Origin of the sequence: Perlabentimonas gracilis (assembly GCF_011174675.1) — a bacterium.
Taxonomy (GTDB): domain Bacteria; phylum Bacteroidota; class Bacteroidia; order Bacteroidales; family Tenuifilaceae; genus Perlabentimonas; species Perlabentimonas gracilis.
The window spans coordinates 67,543-85,216 of the sequence record NZ_JAANIG010000018.1; the positions used below are offsets into that span (position 1 = coordinate 67,543).

Annotated in this window: 15 protein-coding genes; 11 read left to right on the top strand and 4 right to left on the bottom strand. The window is 43.7% G+C overall.

All coding sequences use genetic code 11. From position 1 onward, the window contains the following. Window positions 1–8: 8 nt before the first annotated feature. From G8O23_RS09535 to G8O23_RS09545, 3 genes are all read right to left on the bottom strand, one after another. Entirely contained in the window at window positions 9–2,699 is a 2,691-nt protein-coding gene (locus tag G8O23_RS09535) for a TonB-dependent receptor (protein ID WP_166364159.1), read from the bottom strand. Between the two features lie 336 nt (window positions 2,700–3,035). Next, a complete protein-coding gene (locus G8O23_RS09540) occupies window positions 3,036–4,631 on the bottom strand; it encodes an O-antigen ligase family protein (protein ID WP_166364161.1) in 1,596 nt (531 codons plus the stop codon). A 46-nt stretch (window positions 4,632–4,677) separates the two neighbouring features. Beyond that, window positions 4,678–5,526 carry a glycosyltransferase family 2 protein gene (locus tag G8O23_RS09545; RefSeq protein ID WP_166364163.1) on the bottom strand — a complete coding sequence of 283 codons (849 nt, stop codon included), beginning with the start codon at window positions 5,524–5,526 and terminating at the stop codon, window positions 4,678–4,680. A 72-nt stretch (window positions 5,527–5,598) separates the two neighbouring features. Between G8O23_RS09545 and G8O23_RS09550 the strand changes: the two genes are divergently transcribed. The 9 genes from G8O23_RS09550 (at window position 5,599) to G8O23_RS09590 (ending at window position 15,027) form a co-directional block, all read left to right on the top strand. Then, entirely contained in the window at window positions 5,599–6,630 is a 1,032-nt protein-coding gene (locus G8O23_RS09550) for a Stealth CR1 domain-containing protein (protein ID WP_166364193.1), read from the top strand. Between the two features lie 54 nt (window positions 6,631–6,684). Then, a complete protein-coding gene (locus tag G8O23_RS09555) occupies window positions 6,685–7,569 on the top strand; it encodes an ATP-grasp domain-containing protein (protein ID WP_166364165.1) in 885 nt (294 codons plus the stop codon). A gap of 60 nt (window positions 7,570–7,629) precedes the next feature. Then, the gene (locus tag G8O23_RS09560; protein ID WP_166364195.1) at window positions 7,630–8,652 is read left to right on the top strand and encodes a stealth family protein; all 1,023 of its coding nucleotides are present in this window, start codon (window positions 7,630–7,632) and stop codon (window positions 8,650–8,652) included. After that, on the top strand, window positions 8,649–9,653 hold the full coding sequence (locus tag G8O23_RS09565; RefSeq protein ID WP_166364167.1) for a glycosyltransferase family 2 protein: 1,005 nt from the start codon (window positions 8,649–8,651) through the stop codon (window positions 9,651–9,653). Before G8O23_RS09560 ends, G8O23_RS09565 begins: the two co-directional genes overlap by 4 nt. Window positions 9,654–9,917: 264 nt before the next feature. Then, complete coding sequence (locus G8O23_RS09570) at window positions 9,918–10,910, top strand: glycosyltransferase family 4 protein (RefSeq protein ID WP_166364169.1); 993 nt, start codon at window positions 9,918–9,920, stop codon at window positions 10,908–10,910. 4 nt (window positions 10,911–10,914) lie between these two features. After that, the gene (locus G8O23_RS09575; protein WP_166364171.1) at window positions 10,915–11,823 is read left to right on the top strand and encodes a glycosyltransferase family 92 protein; all 909 of its coding nucleotides are present in this window, start codon (window positions 10,915–10,917) and stop codon (window positions 11,821–11,823) included. A 154-nt stretch (window positions 11,824–11,977) separates the two neighbouring features. Further along, window positions 11,978–12,991 (top strand): capsular biosynthesis protein, encoded by a 1,014-nt coding sequence (locus G8O23_RS09580; RefSeq protein ID WP_166364173.1) that lies wholly within the window; start codon window positions 11,978–11,980, stop codon window positions 12,989–12,991. A gap of 96 nt (window positions 12,992–13,087) precedes the next feature. Next, entirely contained in the window at window positions 13,088–14,122 is a 1,035-nt protein-coding gene (locus G8O23_RS09585) for an HU domain-containing protein (RefSeq protein WP_166364175.1), read from the top strand. Between the two features lie 245 nt (window positions 14,123–14,367). Continuing rightward, window positions 14,368–15,027 carry a hypothetical protein gene (locus tag G8O23_RS09590; protein ID WP_166364177.1) on the top strand — a complete coding sequence of 220 codons (660 nt, stop codon included), beginning with the start codon at window positions 14,368–14,370 and terminating at the stop codon, window positions 15,025–15,027. Window positions 15,028–15,108: 81 nt separating this feature from the next. On the opposite strand, the gene G8O23_RS09595 is transcribed toward G8O23_RS09590, so the two are convergent. After that, window positions 15,109–16,803 (bottom strand): glutamine--tRNA ligase/YqeY domain fusion protein, encoded by a 1,695-nt coding sequence (locus tag G8O23_RS09595; protein ID WP_394351921.1) that lies wholly within the window; start codon window positions 16,801–16,803, stop codon window positions 15,109–15,111. A gap of 193 nt (window positions 16,804–16,996) precedes the next feature. On the opposite strand from G8O23_RS09595, the gene folB reads away from it, so the two are divergent. Together folB and G8O23_RS17705 are read left to right on the top strand one after the other, a co-directional pair. Continuing rightward, window positions 16,997–17,353 (top strand): dihydroneopterin aldolase, encoded by a 357-nt coding sequence (gene folB, locus G8O23_RS09600; protein ID WP_166364181.1) that lies wholly within the window; start codon window positions 16,997–16,999, stop codon window positions 17,351–17,353. After that, window positions 17,353–17,592, top strand: a complete 240-nt coding sequence (locus G8O23_RS17705) for a cysteine-rich CWC family protein (protein ID WP_166364183.1) — start codon at window positions 17,353–17,355, stop codon at window positions 17,590–17,592. Before folB ends, G8O23_RS17705 begins: the two co-directional genes overlap by 1 nt. Window positions 17,593–17,674 lie beyond the last annotated feature (82 nt).

Consider the following 17,674-nt stretch of genomic DNA (forward strand, 5'->3'; position numbering starts at 1 on the left):
TCGGGTATTTAGAATTTAATTTTTAGGGAGGTGGAGAATGTTCTTCCAAATCCATAGAAAACAGTTGAGGTTAACCAGTCGTGGTTAACTCCATCCGTTGCGTCAGTAATATATTCAGCATCAAATAGGTTATTGATGTTGCCAACAATTGTTGCATCGAAATCACCAATTTTAAAGCGGTAGCTTGCATGAAAATCGAAGGTGATGGCATCGGGAATCATCCAGGGTTGAGCAAAGTTCAAGGGGTTAAGGTTTGAACCAACAGATGAGATGTTGTAGTAAGCATAGTTGCGTCCAAAGTAGTTTCCATCGATCCCCATCCTGAAGCCCTTAATAAGCTCGTACTTGGCTCCAATGGCAGCGGTAGTTTGCGCCGAGTTACCAACCCTAATTCCGCCAATATTAACCTCAATTTTTGCGTGCTCTTCGCTTTGAATTTCAACCACGTTACCGCGAGAATCAGTAGGCTCTCCCTGGCGATTGTATAGGTAACCAGCAGCATCCTCCTTCCATTTCCAGTCGCCAAGAGAAACCATACCAGTAATCTCTAGCTTCTTAATTGGTCTAGCCACAAAGTCGAGTTCAACACCTTGGTGAAGAGCATTAACGCCCTCCATGTTGGCAACCAAACTTTCGGGGCTATTGGCATTGATGGCACGTACCAACGTTTTGTCTCTCCACTCGGTTCTGTATACGTTAAGGTTAGCCGAGATAATAGATGAAACGAAACCATAACCGAGTTCAACCGAAAGAGCCTTCTCGTTTACAGCGTTGGGGTTGGTGATATTACTAGTGGTAGACTGCAAGAAAGCTCCACCTGAGAAGAAAGGTGCACGTGATATCATGCCAATATTGGTGAACACGTTATGATGATCGTCGATATTGTAGTTGGCCCCCCCCTTGGCGCTAAAACCAAAGAAGTTGATCTTTTCCGACATAGCATCCGCCTCGTTGTAGTAAAAACGATCGTACCTCCAGTAGGTAGTGTTCGATCCGGAGAATGATAGGAATGCACTTAGGTTGTACTTGTTATACTCTGCCTGCATAAATACTCCCTCGCTACGAACAAAGCCATCGTAATCGCGGTAAACCACATCGCCCACTGTAAGTTTCTGGGTTTGCCAGTCGGTGCTGCTAAGCGCTGGGCGAGAAGTTTGGTCGATAAAGTAAGACGCTCCGTAAAGGTCAACCAGCTCGTTGGTGTGAATCCCTTTGTAGTAACGGAAGTCAACCCCACCGTAAAAATCAATATCATCGGTAAGCCTAGTGGTGTATGTTGATAGCAAGCCGTACCAGCGATGCTGGTTTACACTCTTCGACATGGCCATCATAGCACCATTAATATCATTTGTCGATTGATTCAGCTCGTAAATAGTTCCATAGTCGAAAGTTCCATCAACTGAGCGGAAGTTATACTCGGTATCATTAAACATGTAGGTTGAGTTTGGAATACCGCTGCTGGCACCGTACCATGCAGTCCTGTGTGCCGAGGTAAAACCTTGACCACTATAACCAAATCCGTTACCAATTGAAACATAGGCCGAAGTAGAAAGGTTAGACTTGTCGTCAATTTTCCAAAAGTGGTTAAGCGAGATTTGTGGCTTATGGTACACGTTGTAGGCCGATGCGTGCTGCTGACCATTCATATCGAAACCGTAGGTGGGATTGTACTTGTACTTACCAGGCACCATTTGCCACTGGGCTATGGTTAACCTATCGTTCCTGTTACGCTGGTTGTGCTTTTGTGGAGCTCCAAATGCGGTGAACGATAAGTGGTGGTCTTCATTCAATCTCTTTGAGATGTTAACAAAGTATGAGTACGACTCAAATTCGGTTCCCTGGATATAACCATCACCTGTTGTTTTAGCACCAAGCAACGATATTGCCCAGTTGTTCTCTGTTAAACCTGTTGACACAGAGAAGCTAACCTTATTATAGTTGTCGTTACCAATACCGTACGATACCGACCCTCCCTTTTTGGCGTCGGTTGAGTTGGTAACAATATTAATTGACCCCCCAAGCGATGGTGCCGCTACTTTTGAAGCACCCAAACCACGCTGAACCTGCATTAATCGAGTAACATCGCCCAAACCAGCCCAGTTCGACCAGTATACGCCTCCCCACTCCATATCGTTCATGGGTACACCGTTAATCATAACAGCGATGTTGGCCGATTCAAAACCACGAAGGTTAATACGCGAGTCACCAAATCCACCACCCTCTTTGGTGGCATAAACACCGGGGGTCGATTTAAGAATTTCTGGAAACTCTTGAGTTCCTAGCTTCTCCTCAAGCACAATGGGTTCAATCCTCGACTGTGCAACGGGTGTTCTTCTTGATACCGCAACCGATGCGAAAACTTTTACCTCGGCAATACCAATCTGATCGGGTACAATGGCTATCGTTCCTAAATCTATGGTTTCGCCATTTTTAATAGAAAAGTCAATGTCTAGATTAATGTATCCAACAAACTGAACCAAAAGAGTTTGTTCGCCTGCTGGAACTGTCATCTCGAATGCACCAAAAGCGTTACTTGTAACACCCTTAGATGAGCCTTTTAGTATTACTGTGGCTCCAATTAGCTGCTCGTTGCTGCTTGCATCAACTACAACCCCCTTTACAGTACCTTGCGAAAAGACCAGGCTGGCTACACCAGCTAGTGTAAGGGTTAATAGGATCTTCTTGATTGTTCTGATCATAATTAACTTTTAGATTTAATGAAATTGGGTAGAAATTTTTCGAAGCTTATTAATTCAATTACTCTTTAGTGAAAAAATGGACGGTAAATTTAATTTTAATACTTATTAATAGTAATAAACATTATTTAACAGCGGTGTATTTACCCTCAAACGTTTGCAATATGGTGTTGCAAGTCATTATACCGATACAAATAATACTAAATCTGAAGATTAACTATCGTAATTTAAAGGTGCATTTAAATTTTGGGGTAAAAATTTGCAAAAATTGAAAGGCTGTTTAATTTTCATAAGGTAAAAAACTGTCAAAACGAGCGGCAGTTTATTCTAAATCGTTTGTTAAGCACTGAATAATGATTGGGCTCTGCCCAGCTTGGGGTAAATGTAGCAGTAGAAGAGGGTAAAGAAAATAAACATGCTCTGGCCTATTTGTCCCTCAATGGGGTCGTTAACCAAACCATTTATAGCAAAAACTATTAGGAAAATAGTGAAGGGGAAAGCCCTACACACCCTAAAGCGCATAACTATATATATATAGATTGCTAGGAATGCCGTAAAACCGAGAACTCCCCATAGCAGCATTAAGGAAAGGTACTGGTTATGCGAACGGAGGTTATTGCCGGCTAGAACAGACCCATTTTTATTTAGCCCATACTCAACCGCCCTCTCAACATGCCCTGTGCCCCACCCAAAGACTGGACGGGTTTTAATCGACTCCAACGACGCTTCCCAAAGGGCAAACCTCTCTGTAAAAGTGCTCCAGCTTGGACTCGCTCCATTGCTTGAGGTATACATATAGATCCCCATCATTAGTTGATATACCCTATTGTACAAACCTGGCCACTCGAGGAAGAGGTAATTGGTGTAACCATCTTCAATAGCCACAATATCAGCCTTACTTAACTTCGAAAGGCCCTCCTTGTCTTTGGGTAAACCCATTGACGCCATGTACCTATATAGCGTATGCTTAAGGGATTCGTTGCTTCGGGTTAGACTATCGAATGGGACTGTGCTGCACACATTCCACGCATCTCTAAGCTCCTCATCGGCAATAAGAACATATACCAAATTCCCATTCTCGCGAAGGGGGTTCGAAACATCATGCTTATACTCCGAGCCGTAGCTTGTTTCACGTGGAAGATTATTGAAATCTATATCGTTCTGGCTATGCGTGAGGTTATACATAAAAAGAAACAACCACACCAGAAATCCTACAACACCAATAAGCCCAGCTGCAAAGGCAGCTTTAAGCCATCGATTTTTATGATACAAAAGGATAATTAATAGGGTATAACCCAGCGCCCCCCCCAACGATGCCAAACCGGTGAACGAGCGGAGGTATACAATAAAGAACACGAGCCAGCCCGAAACTGCTAAAGAAAGATATAGGTGTATACGCTTCGATGATATTTGCCTAACCAGAAGTGGCAGCTGAAAGGCCGCAACGATTAGCAGCATGCTAAAGTTGGTAGCTGGCACAAAGGGCGATGCCTCACGAAAGTCCACAGGGTTATCAACCAGCCGAATGCCCAAACCAATAAAGGACACCACAACGACCGATGAAGTAAAGAGGACAAGCAATCCTACGATCTGCTTCTTAGATAGTGCTGGCGATGTTAGTAAAACTAGCGGAAGCAAAAGCGTGGGCAGCTTATGATGCAAAGACTGCAAGGCAAACATCCGATCGTGCGCCCAAAGTATTCCCAAAAGGCTTAACCCAAACATCAGCAAAAAAGCACCAGCTGCTTTTTGGTTGCAAAACCGATGGTATTTATCCTTAAAATTTCCCTCTACCAGCCAATTGACCCCTAAAAGCACAATGCTTACCGTAAGCAAAAAACGTGAGGTGGAGAGAGAAACAACAAAAAGGCTTAGGCTTAAATAGTATATCCAAAAGTGAACATTACTCCGCGAGATTGAGCTAGGATAAGCCATACACCTTACTTATTAAAGATGACTATGTAATATGATTGTATAGACGCTATACCACCCCCCTAAAGCGTTCGGGAATCATTACAATTGGGTTCTCCCGAAGCATACCGGGTTTATTAATGGCGTATACTGGCCGAAAAAGGCTTTGCCTTAGCCTTGCCTTTGCGAAGAAAGTGTCGCCATCAACAGCTTTGCCATTGCGAATCAGCTCAAAAAGCCTAAGTCTGCGGTCGAGGTGCCCGGTCCAACCATCCTTATGCAGCGAGTTATCGCCAATCTTTTCTTTTGATCTTTGGTAGTCGAGCATACCAAAATGGAATAAAAACAGATGCTTATCAATACGAAAGTTTCGGCCCTTTACCCTATGGAATCCCGACCCCCAGCGCAGTGGTTTAAGGGCCACCACGGGTTTAGTGTAGCGTGCCGACACATGCGCGAAGTGCCGTTGCGTAAGGAATGGCTTGGATGTATCTATTGCTCCCTCCAAATCGATATGCTGCCCCACATCCAGTCCCAATGCCGATTTTGATGAGCCACCCCAGGGCCGAGTGAGATAATCAATCAGATTTGTATTTAGCTTAGGGTCAACCACAAGAATCTCGTCAATATCATGGGCAATAACTACCTGGTAGCGATGAAAAAGTGATTTGGCAAGGTGCGAAACAAGCCGAGCTCTATTCCTATCCCCCTTGGCTCGCTTAAGCTTCCGGTGGGGCAGTCTTATCACATTAACTTCATCACAGTTAGCAGGTAGCTCCTGGTCATGGCCATCGAGAATAAGGAATAGGTTTTTTTCCCCCAGCTGCTGTCCGTAGTACTCAATCCATTTGGCAACAAAAAAATTATCGTTACGCATCATCGATACGGCAGCCACCTTGTCGTTTTCTGTCGAGGTCATAAATGCCAATTTAATTATTGGCAAAGTTGCGAAAAAATGTAAAAAAGCAATACTTTTGAAAGAAAAACGGTAATGTCAATAGCGAGATCCGCTGAGTCAACCCCCATAGATGTGGTGATATCCTGGGTTGACGGCAGCGATTCTTCATTTACTCAAAAGCTTAAGCCTTACTTGAATGGCAGGCCTCGTAGCACGATACCCGGGGCAAGCCTCACCCGTTTTGCTTCGGTAAACGAGATTAGGTACTGCGTGCTAAGCATATTAACCTTTGCTCCCTTTGTGCGAAGAATCTTTATTATTACCGACAATCAAAAACCACCAATTTTTGAAGATGTCGAAAAGCTTTTCCCCGAACGGTTAGGCTCAATATCAATTGTTGACCATCGCGAGATTTTTACTGATTACCAGGAGTATCTCCCCACCTTTAGTAGCCGCAGCATCGAAAGTATGATGTGGCGAATTGAGGGGTTAGCCAATCACTTTGTGTACTTTAACGACGACAACTTTTTGGTTAGGCCAGTGCAACCCAAAGACTGGTTTACAGATGGTAAGCCTGTGCTTAGGGGCAAATGGGGAATTGCACCCATCCCCAGGCTTTGTTGGTACTGGGCAACTTGGTTCGTACAGCGTTACGTACTGCGAAAAGTCAACTTTGAGCCACGCCCCTCATTCCATATTGGGCAATGGCATGCCGCACAGCTAGCTGGATATACGCTGCGGTACTTTGTAAGCAGCCACACTCCCCACGCCGTTGAACGAGAAACCGTTGCCAATTACTTTACACAAAACCCAAGCTCGCTCAAAAAGAATATTTCGCATAAGTTTCGCAACCATAGTCAGTTTAATTTTGTTTCGCTATCGAATCACCTGCAGATCAACCGGGGTAATAGGCAATTTGCAAAACCCAGCCTAGTGTATATGCAGCCCGTAAAGCGGAGCAAAGGGTACATCGACAAAAAAATTGCGCAATGCCAACGTAACGAACAGATTAAATTCCTGTGCGCTCAAAGCCTTGAGCAATGCTGCCCTAGCGATAGAGATAAGTTATTCGGGTGGTTGGATAGTATTCTTAAGTTAGAATGCAATGGCTTAAATGATCAATAACAGTATAATGTCGATAACCTAACCTGCATTAAAACACTTATATAACTAGAAAATATGTACATCCTAAATAATTTTAAGCGTAAAAGATCAGCAACAACTATTCTTGCAAAAAATATTTTATTCTTTTTAAAATGGGGTATAAATATAATCCTTACAGGGAATAGGGTTAAAACGGTGCTACTATATCCACAGTTGCCCAGTGGTAAAGCAGTAATATCAAAAATATTAGTAAGTCTTAAGTGTAACGTTACCAACAACCCACAAAAGAAGCACAACCTTGTGATTTACTGGCATGATACTACTTATCGAAATCCGGACCAAGCCATTAAAAGTTTTGCGGAGAAAGAACTTGTGGTAAACCTTAACTGCACAGACATCTCCAAAAGCAATGTGGAGAAAGTGTTCAGCGAGGTGTTTGGCTACTCAAGCATAGTTAACCCTGAATCGATTGCTGGCCCCATGGTAAAAAAGAATGAAGTAAATGCCTCGCATGATGGCGTAATTGTGCAAGGGCCGCGTACTTCTGAACAGGGGTTTGTTTACCAGAAGGTTATTAATAATGAACTTGATGAGCATTTTGTTGTTGATATGAGAATACCGGTTATAAATGGCAAGATGATTTTTGGCTACCTCAAGTTTAAACCCATAACATCGCGATTTGCCAATTTCACAAAGAACATTCTCAACTCAAAAGAACCTGAGGTACACACCATTGAAGAATTACTTTCGGGTGAAGAGATGGGGTTGATTAAAGAGTTTTGCCAACGCATAGGGCTCGACTATGGTGAGCTGGATGTGCTACGAGACAACGACGATAAAAAGATTTACATCATTGATGTGAACAATACTCCAACCGGCCCGACTGTTAATAAAAACCTTAAAAAGCAATGTGTAAACCAAATGGCCAACTTGTTTAACGAGGAATTTATACAGAATTAGCAAATCTAAACACACTAGGAACTCAAGTTAAAGTGAAAAGCGAACAAAAACTAGCTAAGAATGAAGATAGATTTGGTTTACCTATGGGTTGATGGCAGCGATGAGCAGTGGTTGGCAAAAAAGAATGCAGCTCTTGCAAAGGATGTGGGTAACCTTCCTGCATCGTCGGTGCGTGGCACCCGTTGGGCAAACCACAACGAGCTGCTTTACTCCCTACGCAGTGTTGAAAAATTCGCCCCCTGGATTAATCATATTTTTATAGTAACCGATGGCCATAAGCCCCATTGGCTAAATACAAGCAACCCAAAGGTTAGCATAGTTGATCATAAAGAGATTATCCCTAGCCATAAGTTGCCCCTCTTCAATAGCAATGCCATAGAAATGTTCTTATGGAAAATCCCTAACCTCTCTGAGCATTTTTTGTATGCATGCGATGACATGTTTTTGGGGAAAGAGGTAAGGCCTGATTTCTTCTTCGATGAAAAAGGAGACCCCATTGTAATCATGAAGCAGCGCACAAGAAGCTTTGCAAATTTAGACGATAAATCGCCAGTAAACCGCAGGCTATTTAGCATTAAAACTGCTCGCACCATAAAATTTGTATACAAACAGCTAGGGGTAAAGTTTAACTTATCGTTTAAGCACGCCATTGAACCCATTAGGAAAAGTTATATGGCGAATAATTTTATCACGTTAGAACAGTACCTACTGGAAACCACCATCACACCTTTTCGCGATGTGAATAACTTGCAACGCATTGTCATGCCGCTATACGACAATACCTTTGGACGAAACACCATTGTGCTTAACTGGCGCGTAGGCTCCCAAAGAATTACATACAACCACAAGGAGGACTCCCTGCCCAAACGAATATACAACAGCCTTTTGTGGTTTACAGCAACCATCTTGGGGTATATTCAATATGACTGCATTGATAAGCAATGGAACCTAATCCGAAATATCAAAAAATATCAGCCTACGCTGTTTACCATTAACGATTTTTCCGATAAAGAATCATCGTTTAGGCAGGCTTCCGAATTTATCCAATCCATGTTCCCCACCAAATCAGAGTTTGAAAAGTGATAACACCCAAAGTTTCGGTAATTGTTCCCATTTACAATTGCGAACAATACCTTTCCGACACCCTGCTATCGATACAAAATCAGGCTTTTTCCGGTTTTGAATGCATCTGTGTGAATGATGGCTCAACCGATAACAGTGAAGCAATTATTGACCGATTTACCCAGAACGACAAGCGATTTGTAAAGATAAATCAGACCAACGCAGGGGTTTCCGTTGCGCGCAATGCTGGTCTGGATATGGCAAATGGTGAGTATCTTTACTTCGTGGATCATGACGACCTAATCCTTGAGGATACCCTACACAACTTACTAAACGCAGCAGAAAGTTACCATGCCGACATGTCGCGCGGGCGAATGATTACCATTCCAGAAAACTACGCATTAAGCGACCGCCCCAAGCAGCAAGTGCCAAACCACACGCAACTTTTTGAGAATCCGTTAACCGACTTCTACCAACACGCCCGTGGCAAGTACAAAACCTGGTGCTACATATGGCAGTGCCTTTACCGGCGTTCGGCCATACAAAACATCCGATTTCTCGATAGCTTACGCTCAGGCAGGGAGGATAATCTATTCATGTACGAAGTGGTGGCAAACATCAGCAACTATGTGCAAATAGATAACATTGTGGCGTGCCACAGGCACTCCAGCAGTAGCGTTATGCTTGGTGGCTACAGACCAGTACAAGTGGAGATGTTTGACATTGCCATTCCGTATGTTTACCACAAATATGCGTTGGCACCAAATATCGATAAGCGCTTACTGTGGTGGGTGTATCACAAGGAGTCTTACGGGGTATATCGGTTCTTAATTCGCAACACCATACGTTCTAATCAAAAGAGTCTTATATTATTAGCTCGGGAAGTTTTACTCAAGTACAAGAACACTCCTGAATTCATCGAAATAAAAAAACGTTGGAGCTTAAGGCAGGTGCTTTTTTACAAGCTGTTTATGCTTGAGCATTATAGGGTATTAAGGTTTTTTAGGTTTTTAATGTTTTAGGCTATACCCATTCACCTTTCAGGGGGGCGTGAATCCTGCTCAAGGCCAATTCATCCTGAGCCATACCAACAGCACCATACCCCCTCCGCCCGAAATAATTTCGCTTAATGGAGATTATTTTGCTATTTTTAAGCTCTTAAATGTGGTTTATATCAGAATAATGCTGGGTAGCAATAGGTAAACCAAAAACATTTAATTTAAGCAACAGGGAAATTGCTTGCTCTTTTATACAAATCAGTAATTTTTAGGTAATATTTTAGTACGATGCGCATTGGTACCATTTTACCCCACACCAAACTTTATGGAGGAGTAAGACGCTTTCTGGAGTTGGGTAACTTATTCGAGAAAGCTGGTCATACACCTATAATCTACACACCCGAGGGGCTAGCCCCAACCTGGTTCGACTACAGGGGTGAGGTTAAAACCTTTGAATCGCTAGGAGACGAAACACTTGATGCACTTTTCTTTACCGAACCAGAATATCTGCAGCTAGCTTTAACGGCAAAGGCCAAGCGTAAAATTTTTTATTTTATTCACCCAAAGGAGAGATTAACGATTTTTCGAAAACATCCTTCAATTGAAATCTTTGCCAATTCAACTAATCTGCTAGAGTTAGCCCAGAAAAAATATAAGGTAAAAGCATTCCCTGCATTTGGAGGCATAAACCTATCTACGCACAATCCAAAACCACATTTTGAACGTAACTCTTCAGAGCCTTTTGTTGTAATGGCCTATGGACGATTAGCGAGAAAGGTTAAGGGAACAAAATATGTAATTAACGCCTGTAAAAGACTTGTGAAAAAAGGGTACAACATTGAACTCCTCTTGTTTGATACGCCTGTGAGCGAAAAGATGAAAAAAAAGAATGGTAACTTGAAGCTGAATATCCCCTTTAAATTTATTCAGAATCATCCGGTTGAAAAAAATCAGGATCTTTACCATAAAGCCCATGTTTTTGTCTCGGCTGAATGCAGCGCAGGATGGAGCAATACGGCTGCCGAAGCAATGGCCTGTGGAACCCCAGTAATTGGGACCATAGCTGGTACCAAAAACTTCTTACTAGATAACCAAACAGGTATTATAATAACTCAAAGTTCAAGAAAAATTGCTGCCGCCATTGAACTGTTAATAAAAGATGAACCTTTTAGACAGGCACTTGCCAAAAATGGCCGTATGAAGATTGAGGTGTTCGACTGGTCATGCCTTGCAGAAACAATAATTAATCGCATTGCTGAACCAATAGATAGTAACGATTAGCGTTATGAAATTCGTTAGAATATTTTTTGCCAACATCATATCTGTCTTTTTCCTTAATAAGGTAAGGCGTAGGCGTATTCGTGGGATTGTTGAGTTTGGCTTGCTACGTGCCCTCAGAGTAGCTGTTAGGAACAGGGAAATGCGCAATCTACAACCCTGCAACTACCTAACGGTATGCGCCATTGCTAAGAATGAGGGGGCATATTTTAAGGAGTGGATTGAGTGGCATTTGGCACACGGCGTGGAAAAGTTTTACATATACAACAACGAATCGACCGATAATACCATAGAGGTTTTGCAGCCATACATTGATTCGGGTATAGTTGAGTACCATTTTATTACAGGAAAGAGAAAACAAACCACAGCATACAACCATTGCCTTAAGCAATACCGATACGATGCCCGCTGGATTGCATTTATTGATTTGGACGAGTTTATTGTCCCCATTAAAACCAAATCGATTCCTGAGTTTTTAAAACCCTTTGAGGGTTTCGCTGCAGTAGAAATTAACTGGCTTTGCTATGGTAGTGGAGGGGCCAAAACCCGCATGCTGGGTGGAGTAATGGATCGATTCCGTACCCACTCCTACCCCAACAGCCAATTGAACCGACACATCAAAAGTATTGTAAACCCAAGGCTCGCACTCAACTTCCTGTCATCGCATCACCCCACACTGTTGTCGGGACATGCTGCTGATACCAACGGGCATAAGGTGCGTAAGTACTTTTTCCAACGCGAACCCTTACACGATAAGATTAGGATTAACCACTACGCCGTAAAATCATTCGAGGAGTTTCTGGAGAAAAAAGCGCGTGGACGCGGTATGTCGCTAAGCCAACGCGGGCTAGATTACTTTAATCTGTTCGACCAGAATGATGTGAACGAAGACGAAAAAGAAGCAGGAATGGCCTAGGTACTTTCCTTTTACAAGAATCAAGGTAGTACTATGTAGTGTTTTTTAAAGCTCATCCTTTTTGCTCAAAAAGAATAATTCTAGTAGATTTCGGAATCAAAACCAGCGTATAGGTAAGCTTGAGAATAGACCCAAAAGTAAAATAGGAAATACTATGAAAACCCAATCCAACTGCAGTAGTAGTCAGCCCATAGATGCTGTTGTTGCTTGGGTTGATGGGGAAAACCTTGCTCTAGCCGCAAAGCGACAGAAATACCTAACCGACACCACACCTATAGCCAATAGCAGTGCCGATCCAACTCGTTTTGCTTCGGTAAACGAGATCAAGTACTGCGTGCTATCCATCATAAAATTTGCGCCATTTGTGCGCAATATCTTCATTGTTACAGATAAAGTGGATCCACAAATCTACGATGATGTAAAACGATACTACCCCGAAAGGCTCTCGTCAATTCGAATTGTTGACCACACCGAGATATTTGAAGGTTTCGAGGAGTTCCTCCCTACCTTCAACAGCATCACCATTGGTAATATGATATGGAGAATTAAGGATCTAGCCAATAACTTTGTTTACTTTAACGACGACACGTTCCTTGTGCGCAGCATAAACCCCAGCGATTGGTTTGTTGGCGACCGACCCGTTATCCGTGGCCATTGGGCTGGGATACCCCTACACCGAATGCTTTGGAATAAGCTACTAACAACTATCAACAAAAACATTAGAGGGCAGAAGAACTACCAACCCCGTGCATCATTTCATATGGGGCAATGGAACTCAGCAAGACTAGCAGGTTACAAGTGGCGCTACTTTACCCATAGTCATACTCCCCATACGGTGGGCAAACAGGTGGTAGCCGATTTCTTTGCCAAAAACCTACAAATCCTCAGAAAGAATTTAGCGTACCGATTTCGAAACCCCTCACAATTCACATTTATTGCCCTATCGAACCACCTGCAGCTTATTGGAGGCAACAGTAATATAGCCAAGCCCAACCTAATCTATATGCAGCCACACAACAGGTACAATGGGTATATTGAGCATAAAATTAAGCTCTGCGAACAAAACCCCAGCATTAAGTATATCTGCGTGCAAAGCCTAGATCTATGTAGCCCAAAGGAGCAGAACAGGGTTTTGGGATGGTTAGAAAAGATAATTAAGCCCCTGTAAAAGACTATGCCCAGCTGAAGGTGTATGAAAAAAGTGTACAAGTTGATTTCACATTATTTTTTACCTATTTTTGTTGAGCACTAAACCCATAGCAACTTGGAACTCTACTCTACTATAAAAGAATTGCTAGCCAGCAACGATTTTGTTAGCCTACCCGGCTTGGGTAGCTTTGTGCAAAGGTACGAACCCGCTAAGCATTCGCCCGACGGCGCAAGCCTTTTGCCTCCTCACCAAAGCGTATCGTTCGATCCGTCTCGCACCTTCAACGATGGGCTCCTCGAAAGGTATCTATGCGATAAGCATGGCCTCACCTCCACCGAAGCCACTGAGCGGGTAAAAGGTTTTGTCGAGAATATTAAAAATAGCATTAACGCTGGAACCAGCGTAACTTTCGATTACATTGGCTCATTAAGTAAGTCATCTACAGGCAGCATTATTTTTACTCCTGCTGATGACCTACACCGATCATCGGACACTTTTGGCCTTGAACCCGTAAAGGTTACAGAAGCAGTTACATCCAAACCAGTAAAACCAACTACTACGGAACCTGTTAAGCCTCAGCCGAGCCAACCAGCACATGCCAAACAGGCCAGCCAATTTTCGTCCGTTGGAATACCCATTATGCTGGCCGCAGCGGCCATAGCTATACTTATGGTTGTTGGTGGGTTAATGATATTTGTGCCCGAGCTAAGGTTTTGGAACGATCGGGAAGTGGCCTATGCAGAGTTTCCTGTTCACAAAATTGAACTTGTTAGCCAAGAGGAAGCGCCTACGTTCACCCAAGCTGATACAACCGACACCTTAAGCGCTTTCAGCGACAACCTTGAACCAACACCCCAAAAGGTGGAGGAAAAGGTAGCGGTTATTACCGACAAGAAGCGAGCGCTATACTACGAGGAGCCCGACGACAAAACCTACTACATCATTGCAGGAAGTTTCGAGCAAATCGACAACGCGCAGGTACTTTTCAACTCGCTAGCCAAGCAAGGGTATAACCCCGAAATCCTTCAGTCCGATGGTCGATTCAGGGTGTCCATTAGCAAGTTCACCGACCGAAATCGCGCCCTACGTGAGCTGGCTCGGTTGCGTCAGCAAAAATCCACCGAATCGGTTTGGATGCTTGGGCTTTAGCCGCCTAGCAAGAGGGTGGTTGCGTCTGCCCAGCACCTTACCCCTCAAGCTAATCTGCATTTAGCGGGCCAATTTTTGACTATATGCGTATTGATTCTTCAACCCATAACATCCCACCTCCACAATACAGCTAAATGGGCGTAAAATACCCGTTGATATATCCAAAGGTATGGTTGGTTATATAGTAATTGAAAATGATTAGGATTAGGAATACCTTTCTCCTAAATCAATTAAATCAACCCACCATGAAAAAGAGTATACATAACCTTGCAATAGGCTGTTTGATCATTCTATCAATGCATTCCTGTATGCCCTTTGGAGCAATCCTGATATCTAAAGCCATAATGGAGCAGAATGAGATTACGGTGGAACATGATGATGTTCGATCGGCAGTTGTGGCCAGAGCAAATTTCTATCACTATTTGGCAAAAGAGAGGAATTCTCCACTAAATAAGATAACCCAAACTATTGTTAGGCAAGCTGGATTAAACGAACCTCAAATCTATTATGTGTATGATGTAGTTTACCTAAAAGGCTATGGGTTTCCTGTTGGTCAAGAGGTCTACCTCATTGTAGACGGAATGGCCTTTCCAATAGGTGTTGATGGTTCGGAGCACGAAACAATTACTAGAATTGATGAGCTGGCCGAGGATATGTCTACAGCCATAAAGAACGATCAATCTGTTAACTTACATCATCTTAATAGCTACACTCAGAAGGTTAGTAGGCTAAGCTATAAAATTGACGCGGAAATAATTGAAAAGATAAATGCTGCTGATAAGGTACTGCTGAGGTACTATGCCGGTCCCAATATGATTACGGTTCAGTTCAACGAATTTCACCTCGATAGGCTTAAGAGGTTAATCAACACACCACTAGTCCACTTCACTGCAAGTAATCAGTAGTAATATGTCGATTTTATACTCATAAAAAAACGGGCACAACAGATATTTCTACTGTGCCCGTTTCTATTAGCATCCCCCAGCCTACTTACCCGAAATCTTGGCCCAGGTATCTTTAAGCGTGGAAGTTCTGTTAAATACAAGGTTTCCAGGTTTGCTATCGTAATCGACGCTGAAGTAGCCCAAGCGCTCAAACTGGAATCGATCCAATGGCTCTACATTTTGCAATACAGGTTCCACAAACCCTTTAGCAACCTTAAGCGATTCGGGGTTAAGACCAGTTTTCCAGTCGGTGCCCTCGGGCACATCGTCGGGATCCTCGTTCTGGAACAGGCGGTCGAAAAGGCGAACCTCTGCCGGTACGGCGTGCTTGGCCGATAGCCAATGGATAACCCCTTTCACCTTGCGACCATCGGATGATGTTCCGCCTGCCGACTCAGGATCGTATGTGCAACGCAGCTCTACCACCTCACCGTTATCATCCTTAATTACCTCGTTACATTTTATGAGATAAGCATACCGTAAACGGACCTCGCCATCGGGCTTGAGTCGGAAAAACTTTTTGGGAGGATCCTCCATAAAATCATCGCGCTCAATGTAAATCTCACGACTAAAAGGTATTGCCCTCTTGCCCGCGGCATCGTCCTCAGGATTGTTTACAGCGTGAATCTCCTCAACCTTATCTTCTGGATAGTTAGTGATAACCACCTTTATTGGATTGAGCACCGCCATTCGGCGCTCAGCACGCTTATTCAAATCCTCGCGAATGCAAAACTCGAGTAGCGACAGGTCTATCACATTATCGCGCTTGGCCACCCCTACCCTATCGGCAAACGTGCGGATAGATTCGGGTGTGTAACCCCGGCGGCGCAGGCCGCAAATGGTGGGCATACGCGGATCGTCCCAACCGCTTACAAAACCCTCCTGCACCAGCTGTAGCAACTTGCGCTTGCTCATCACTGTGTAGGTAAGGTTCAGGCGCGCAAACTCGTACTGTTTCGATTGAAAAATCTCCAGCTTCTCAATAAACCAATCGTACAGCGGACGGTGCACATCGAACTCGAGGGTGCAAATGGAGTGGGTTATCTTCTCAAGCGAATCGCTTTGCCCGTGGGCATAATCGTACATTGGGTAAATGCACCACTTATCGCCTGTACGGTGATGGTGGGCGTGGATTATTCGGTAAAGAATGGGGTCGCGCATGAGCATGTTGGGGTGCGCCATATCTATCTTGGCCCTTAGTACCCTGCTGCCATCGGGGAATTCGCCTGCACGCATACGCGCAAACAGATCGAGGTTTTCCTCAACGGAACGAGTCCGGAATGGGCTATCCTTACCGGGTTGGGTTACTGTTCCCCTATTTACACGCATCTGATCCTGTGGCTGATCGTCAACGTAAGCCAGATCCTTCCTGATTAGCTCCTGCGCCCACAGGTATAGCTGCTCAAAGTAGTCGGACGCATAAAACTCGTCGGCCCACTTAAATCCCAGCCATTTAATATCCTCCTTTATGGAATCGACATACTCCACATCCTCCTTGGTGGGATTTGTATCATCGAACCGCAGGTTGGTTTTGCCGCCAAACTTTTGAGCCAGCCCAAAGTTTAGGCAGATTGACTTAGCATGGCCAATATGCAAGTACCCATTGGGCTCTGGGGGGAACCTAGTAAGCACCCTACCGTCATGCTTGCCCGATTTTACGTCCTTCTCGATAATCTCTTCCAAAAAGTTGCGAGCTTTCTCGCCGGCCTCATTCACATTCACTTTTTCTGTTTCCATTTGCATTGCGGTTTATTCAGAATGGCAAAATTAGAAAATTGCCTATAATAATTTGATTCGCAACGCTTTTTTTTGGCGATATAGTTTGCCAACGTTTTAATTGTTGACGATTAGCTGAATAATACGATTCGCTTGAAATGATAAGTTGAAATAATTTGAGTTATTTTGTGGCGTAAACCCAAAACGTAAGCAGATGAACATTATTGAACTCGAGAATATGGAGTTTCGTGGCTACCATGGATGCTACCGCGAGGAGCAGGTGGTGGGCAACCAATTCATGGTAAACCTTAGGCTCGAAACCTCATCGATGGTAGCCTCCGAAACCGACCAAATACATGATGCGCTAAACTATCAGCAGGCATATAACCTGGTGAAGAAGCAGATGGCTACCCCCTCCCATCTGCTCGAGCACGTTGGCAAGCGCATCCTCGATGCTCTTTTTGCCGAGTTAGACCTGCTCGAAAGGGCTACCGTTAAGGTTTCGAAACTTAATCCACCCATGGGTGGAAAGATGGATAGGGTGAGCATTACCCTAACGCAACAAAGGTGATGGGTACGGTAAAATTCAGAAAATGCCCGGCGTGCGGCGCTGTGTTCGAATGCCATAGCCAAACCGGTAATAGGTGTTGGTGCATGGATGTTGTACTGTCTGAAAATCAGCTGGAATACATCAAGATAAATTATGATGGCTGCCTATGTCCACAATGCCTAACGGCACTTGCAACATCAAATAAGTTGGAGAAAAGGGCTAAATATTATTTTGAGGTGCTAAGAGAAATAGTTCCTTAGCCTAAAGTAAAAGAACTCCCGATCCCTAGTGCCCTGATTGATCATGATAAAGCGCTTAATTTTACCATTAATACATTCAGCA

Coding starts and splice junctions, on each gene's coding strand:
- G8O23_RS09535 (WP_166364159.1), bottom strand. CDS start 2,699: ATGATCAGAACAATCAAGAAGATCCTATTAACCCTTACACTAGCTGGT.
- G8O23_RS09540 (WP_166364161.1), bottom strand. CDS start 4,631: ATGGCTTATCCTAGCTCAATCTCGCGGAGTAATGTTCACTTTTGGATA.
- G8O23_RS09545 (WP_166364163.1), bottom strand. CDS start 5,526: ATGACCTCGACAGAAAACGACAAGGTGGCTGCCGTATCGATGATGCGT.
- G8O23_RS09550 (WP_166364193.1), top strand. CDS start 5,599: ATGTCAATAGCGAGATCCGCTGAGTCAACCCCCATAGATGTGGTGATA.
- G8O23_RS09555 (WP_166364165.1), top strand. CDS start 6,685: ATGTACATCCTAAATAATTTTAAGCGTAAAAGATCAGCAACAACTATT.
- G8O23_RS09560 (WP_166364195.1), top strand. CDS start 7,630: ATGAAGATAGATTTGGTTTACCTATGGGTTGATGGCAGCGATGAGCAG.
- G8O23_RS09570 (WP_166364169.1), top strand. CDS start 9,918: ATGCGCATTGGTACCATTTTACCCCACACCAAACTTTATGGAGGAGTA.
- G8O23_RS09575 (WP_166364171.1), top strand. CDS start 10,915: ATGAAATTCGTTAGAATATTTTTTGCCAACATCATATCTGTCTTTTTC.
- G8O23_RS09580 (WP_166364173.1), top strand. CDS start 11,978: ATGAAAACCCAATCCAACTGCAGTAGTAGTCAGCCCATAGATGCTGTT.
- G8O23_RS09590 (WP_166364177.1), top strand. CDS start 14,368: ATGAAAAAGAGTATACATAACCTTGCAATAGGCTGTTTGATCATTCTA.
- G8O23_RS09595 (WP_394351921.1), bottom strand. CDS start 16,803: ATGGAAACAGAAAAAGTGAATGTGAATGAGGCCGGCGAGAAAGCTCGC.
- folB (WP_166364181.1), top strand. CDS start 16,997: ATGAACATTATTGAACTCGAGAATATGGAGTTTCGTGGCTACCATGGA.
- G8O23_RS17705 (WP_166364183.1), top strand. CDS start 17,353: ATGGGTACGGTAAAATTCAGAAAATGCCCGGCGTGCGGCGCTGTGTTC.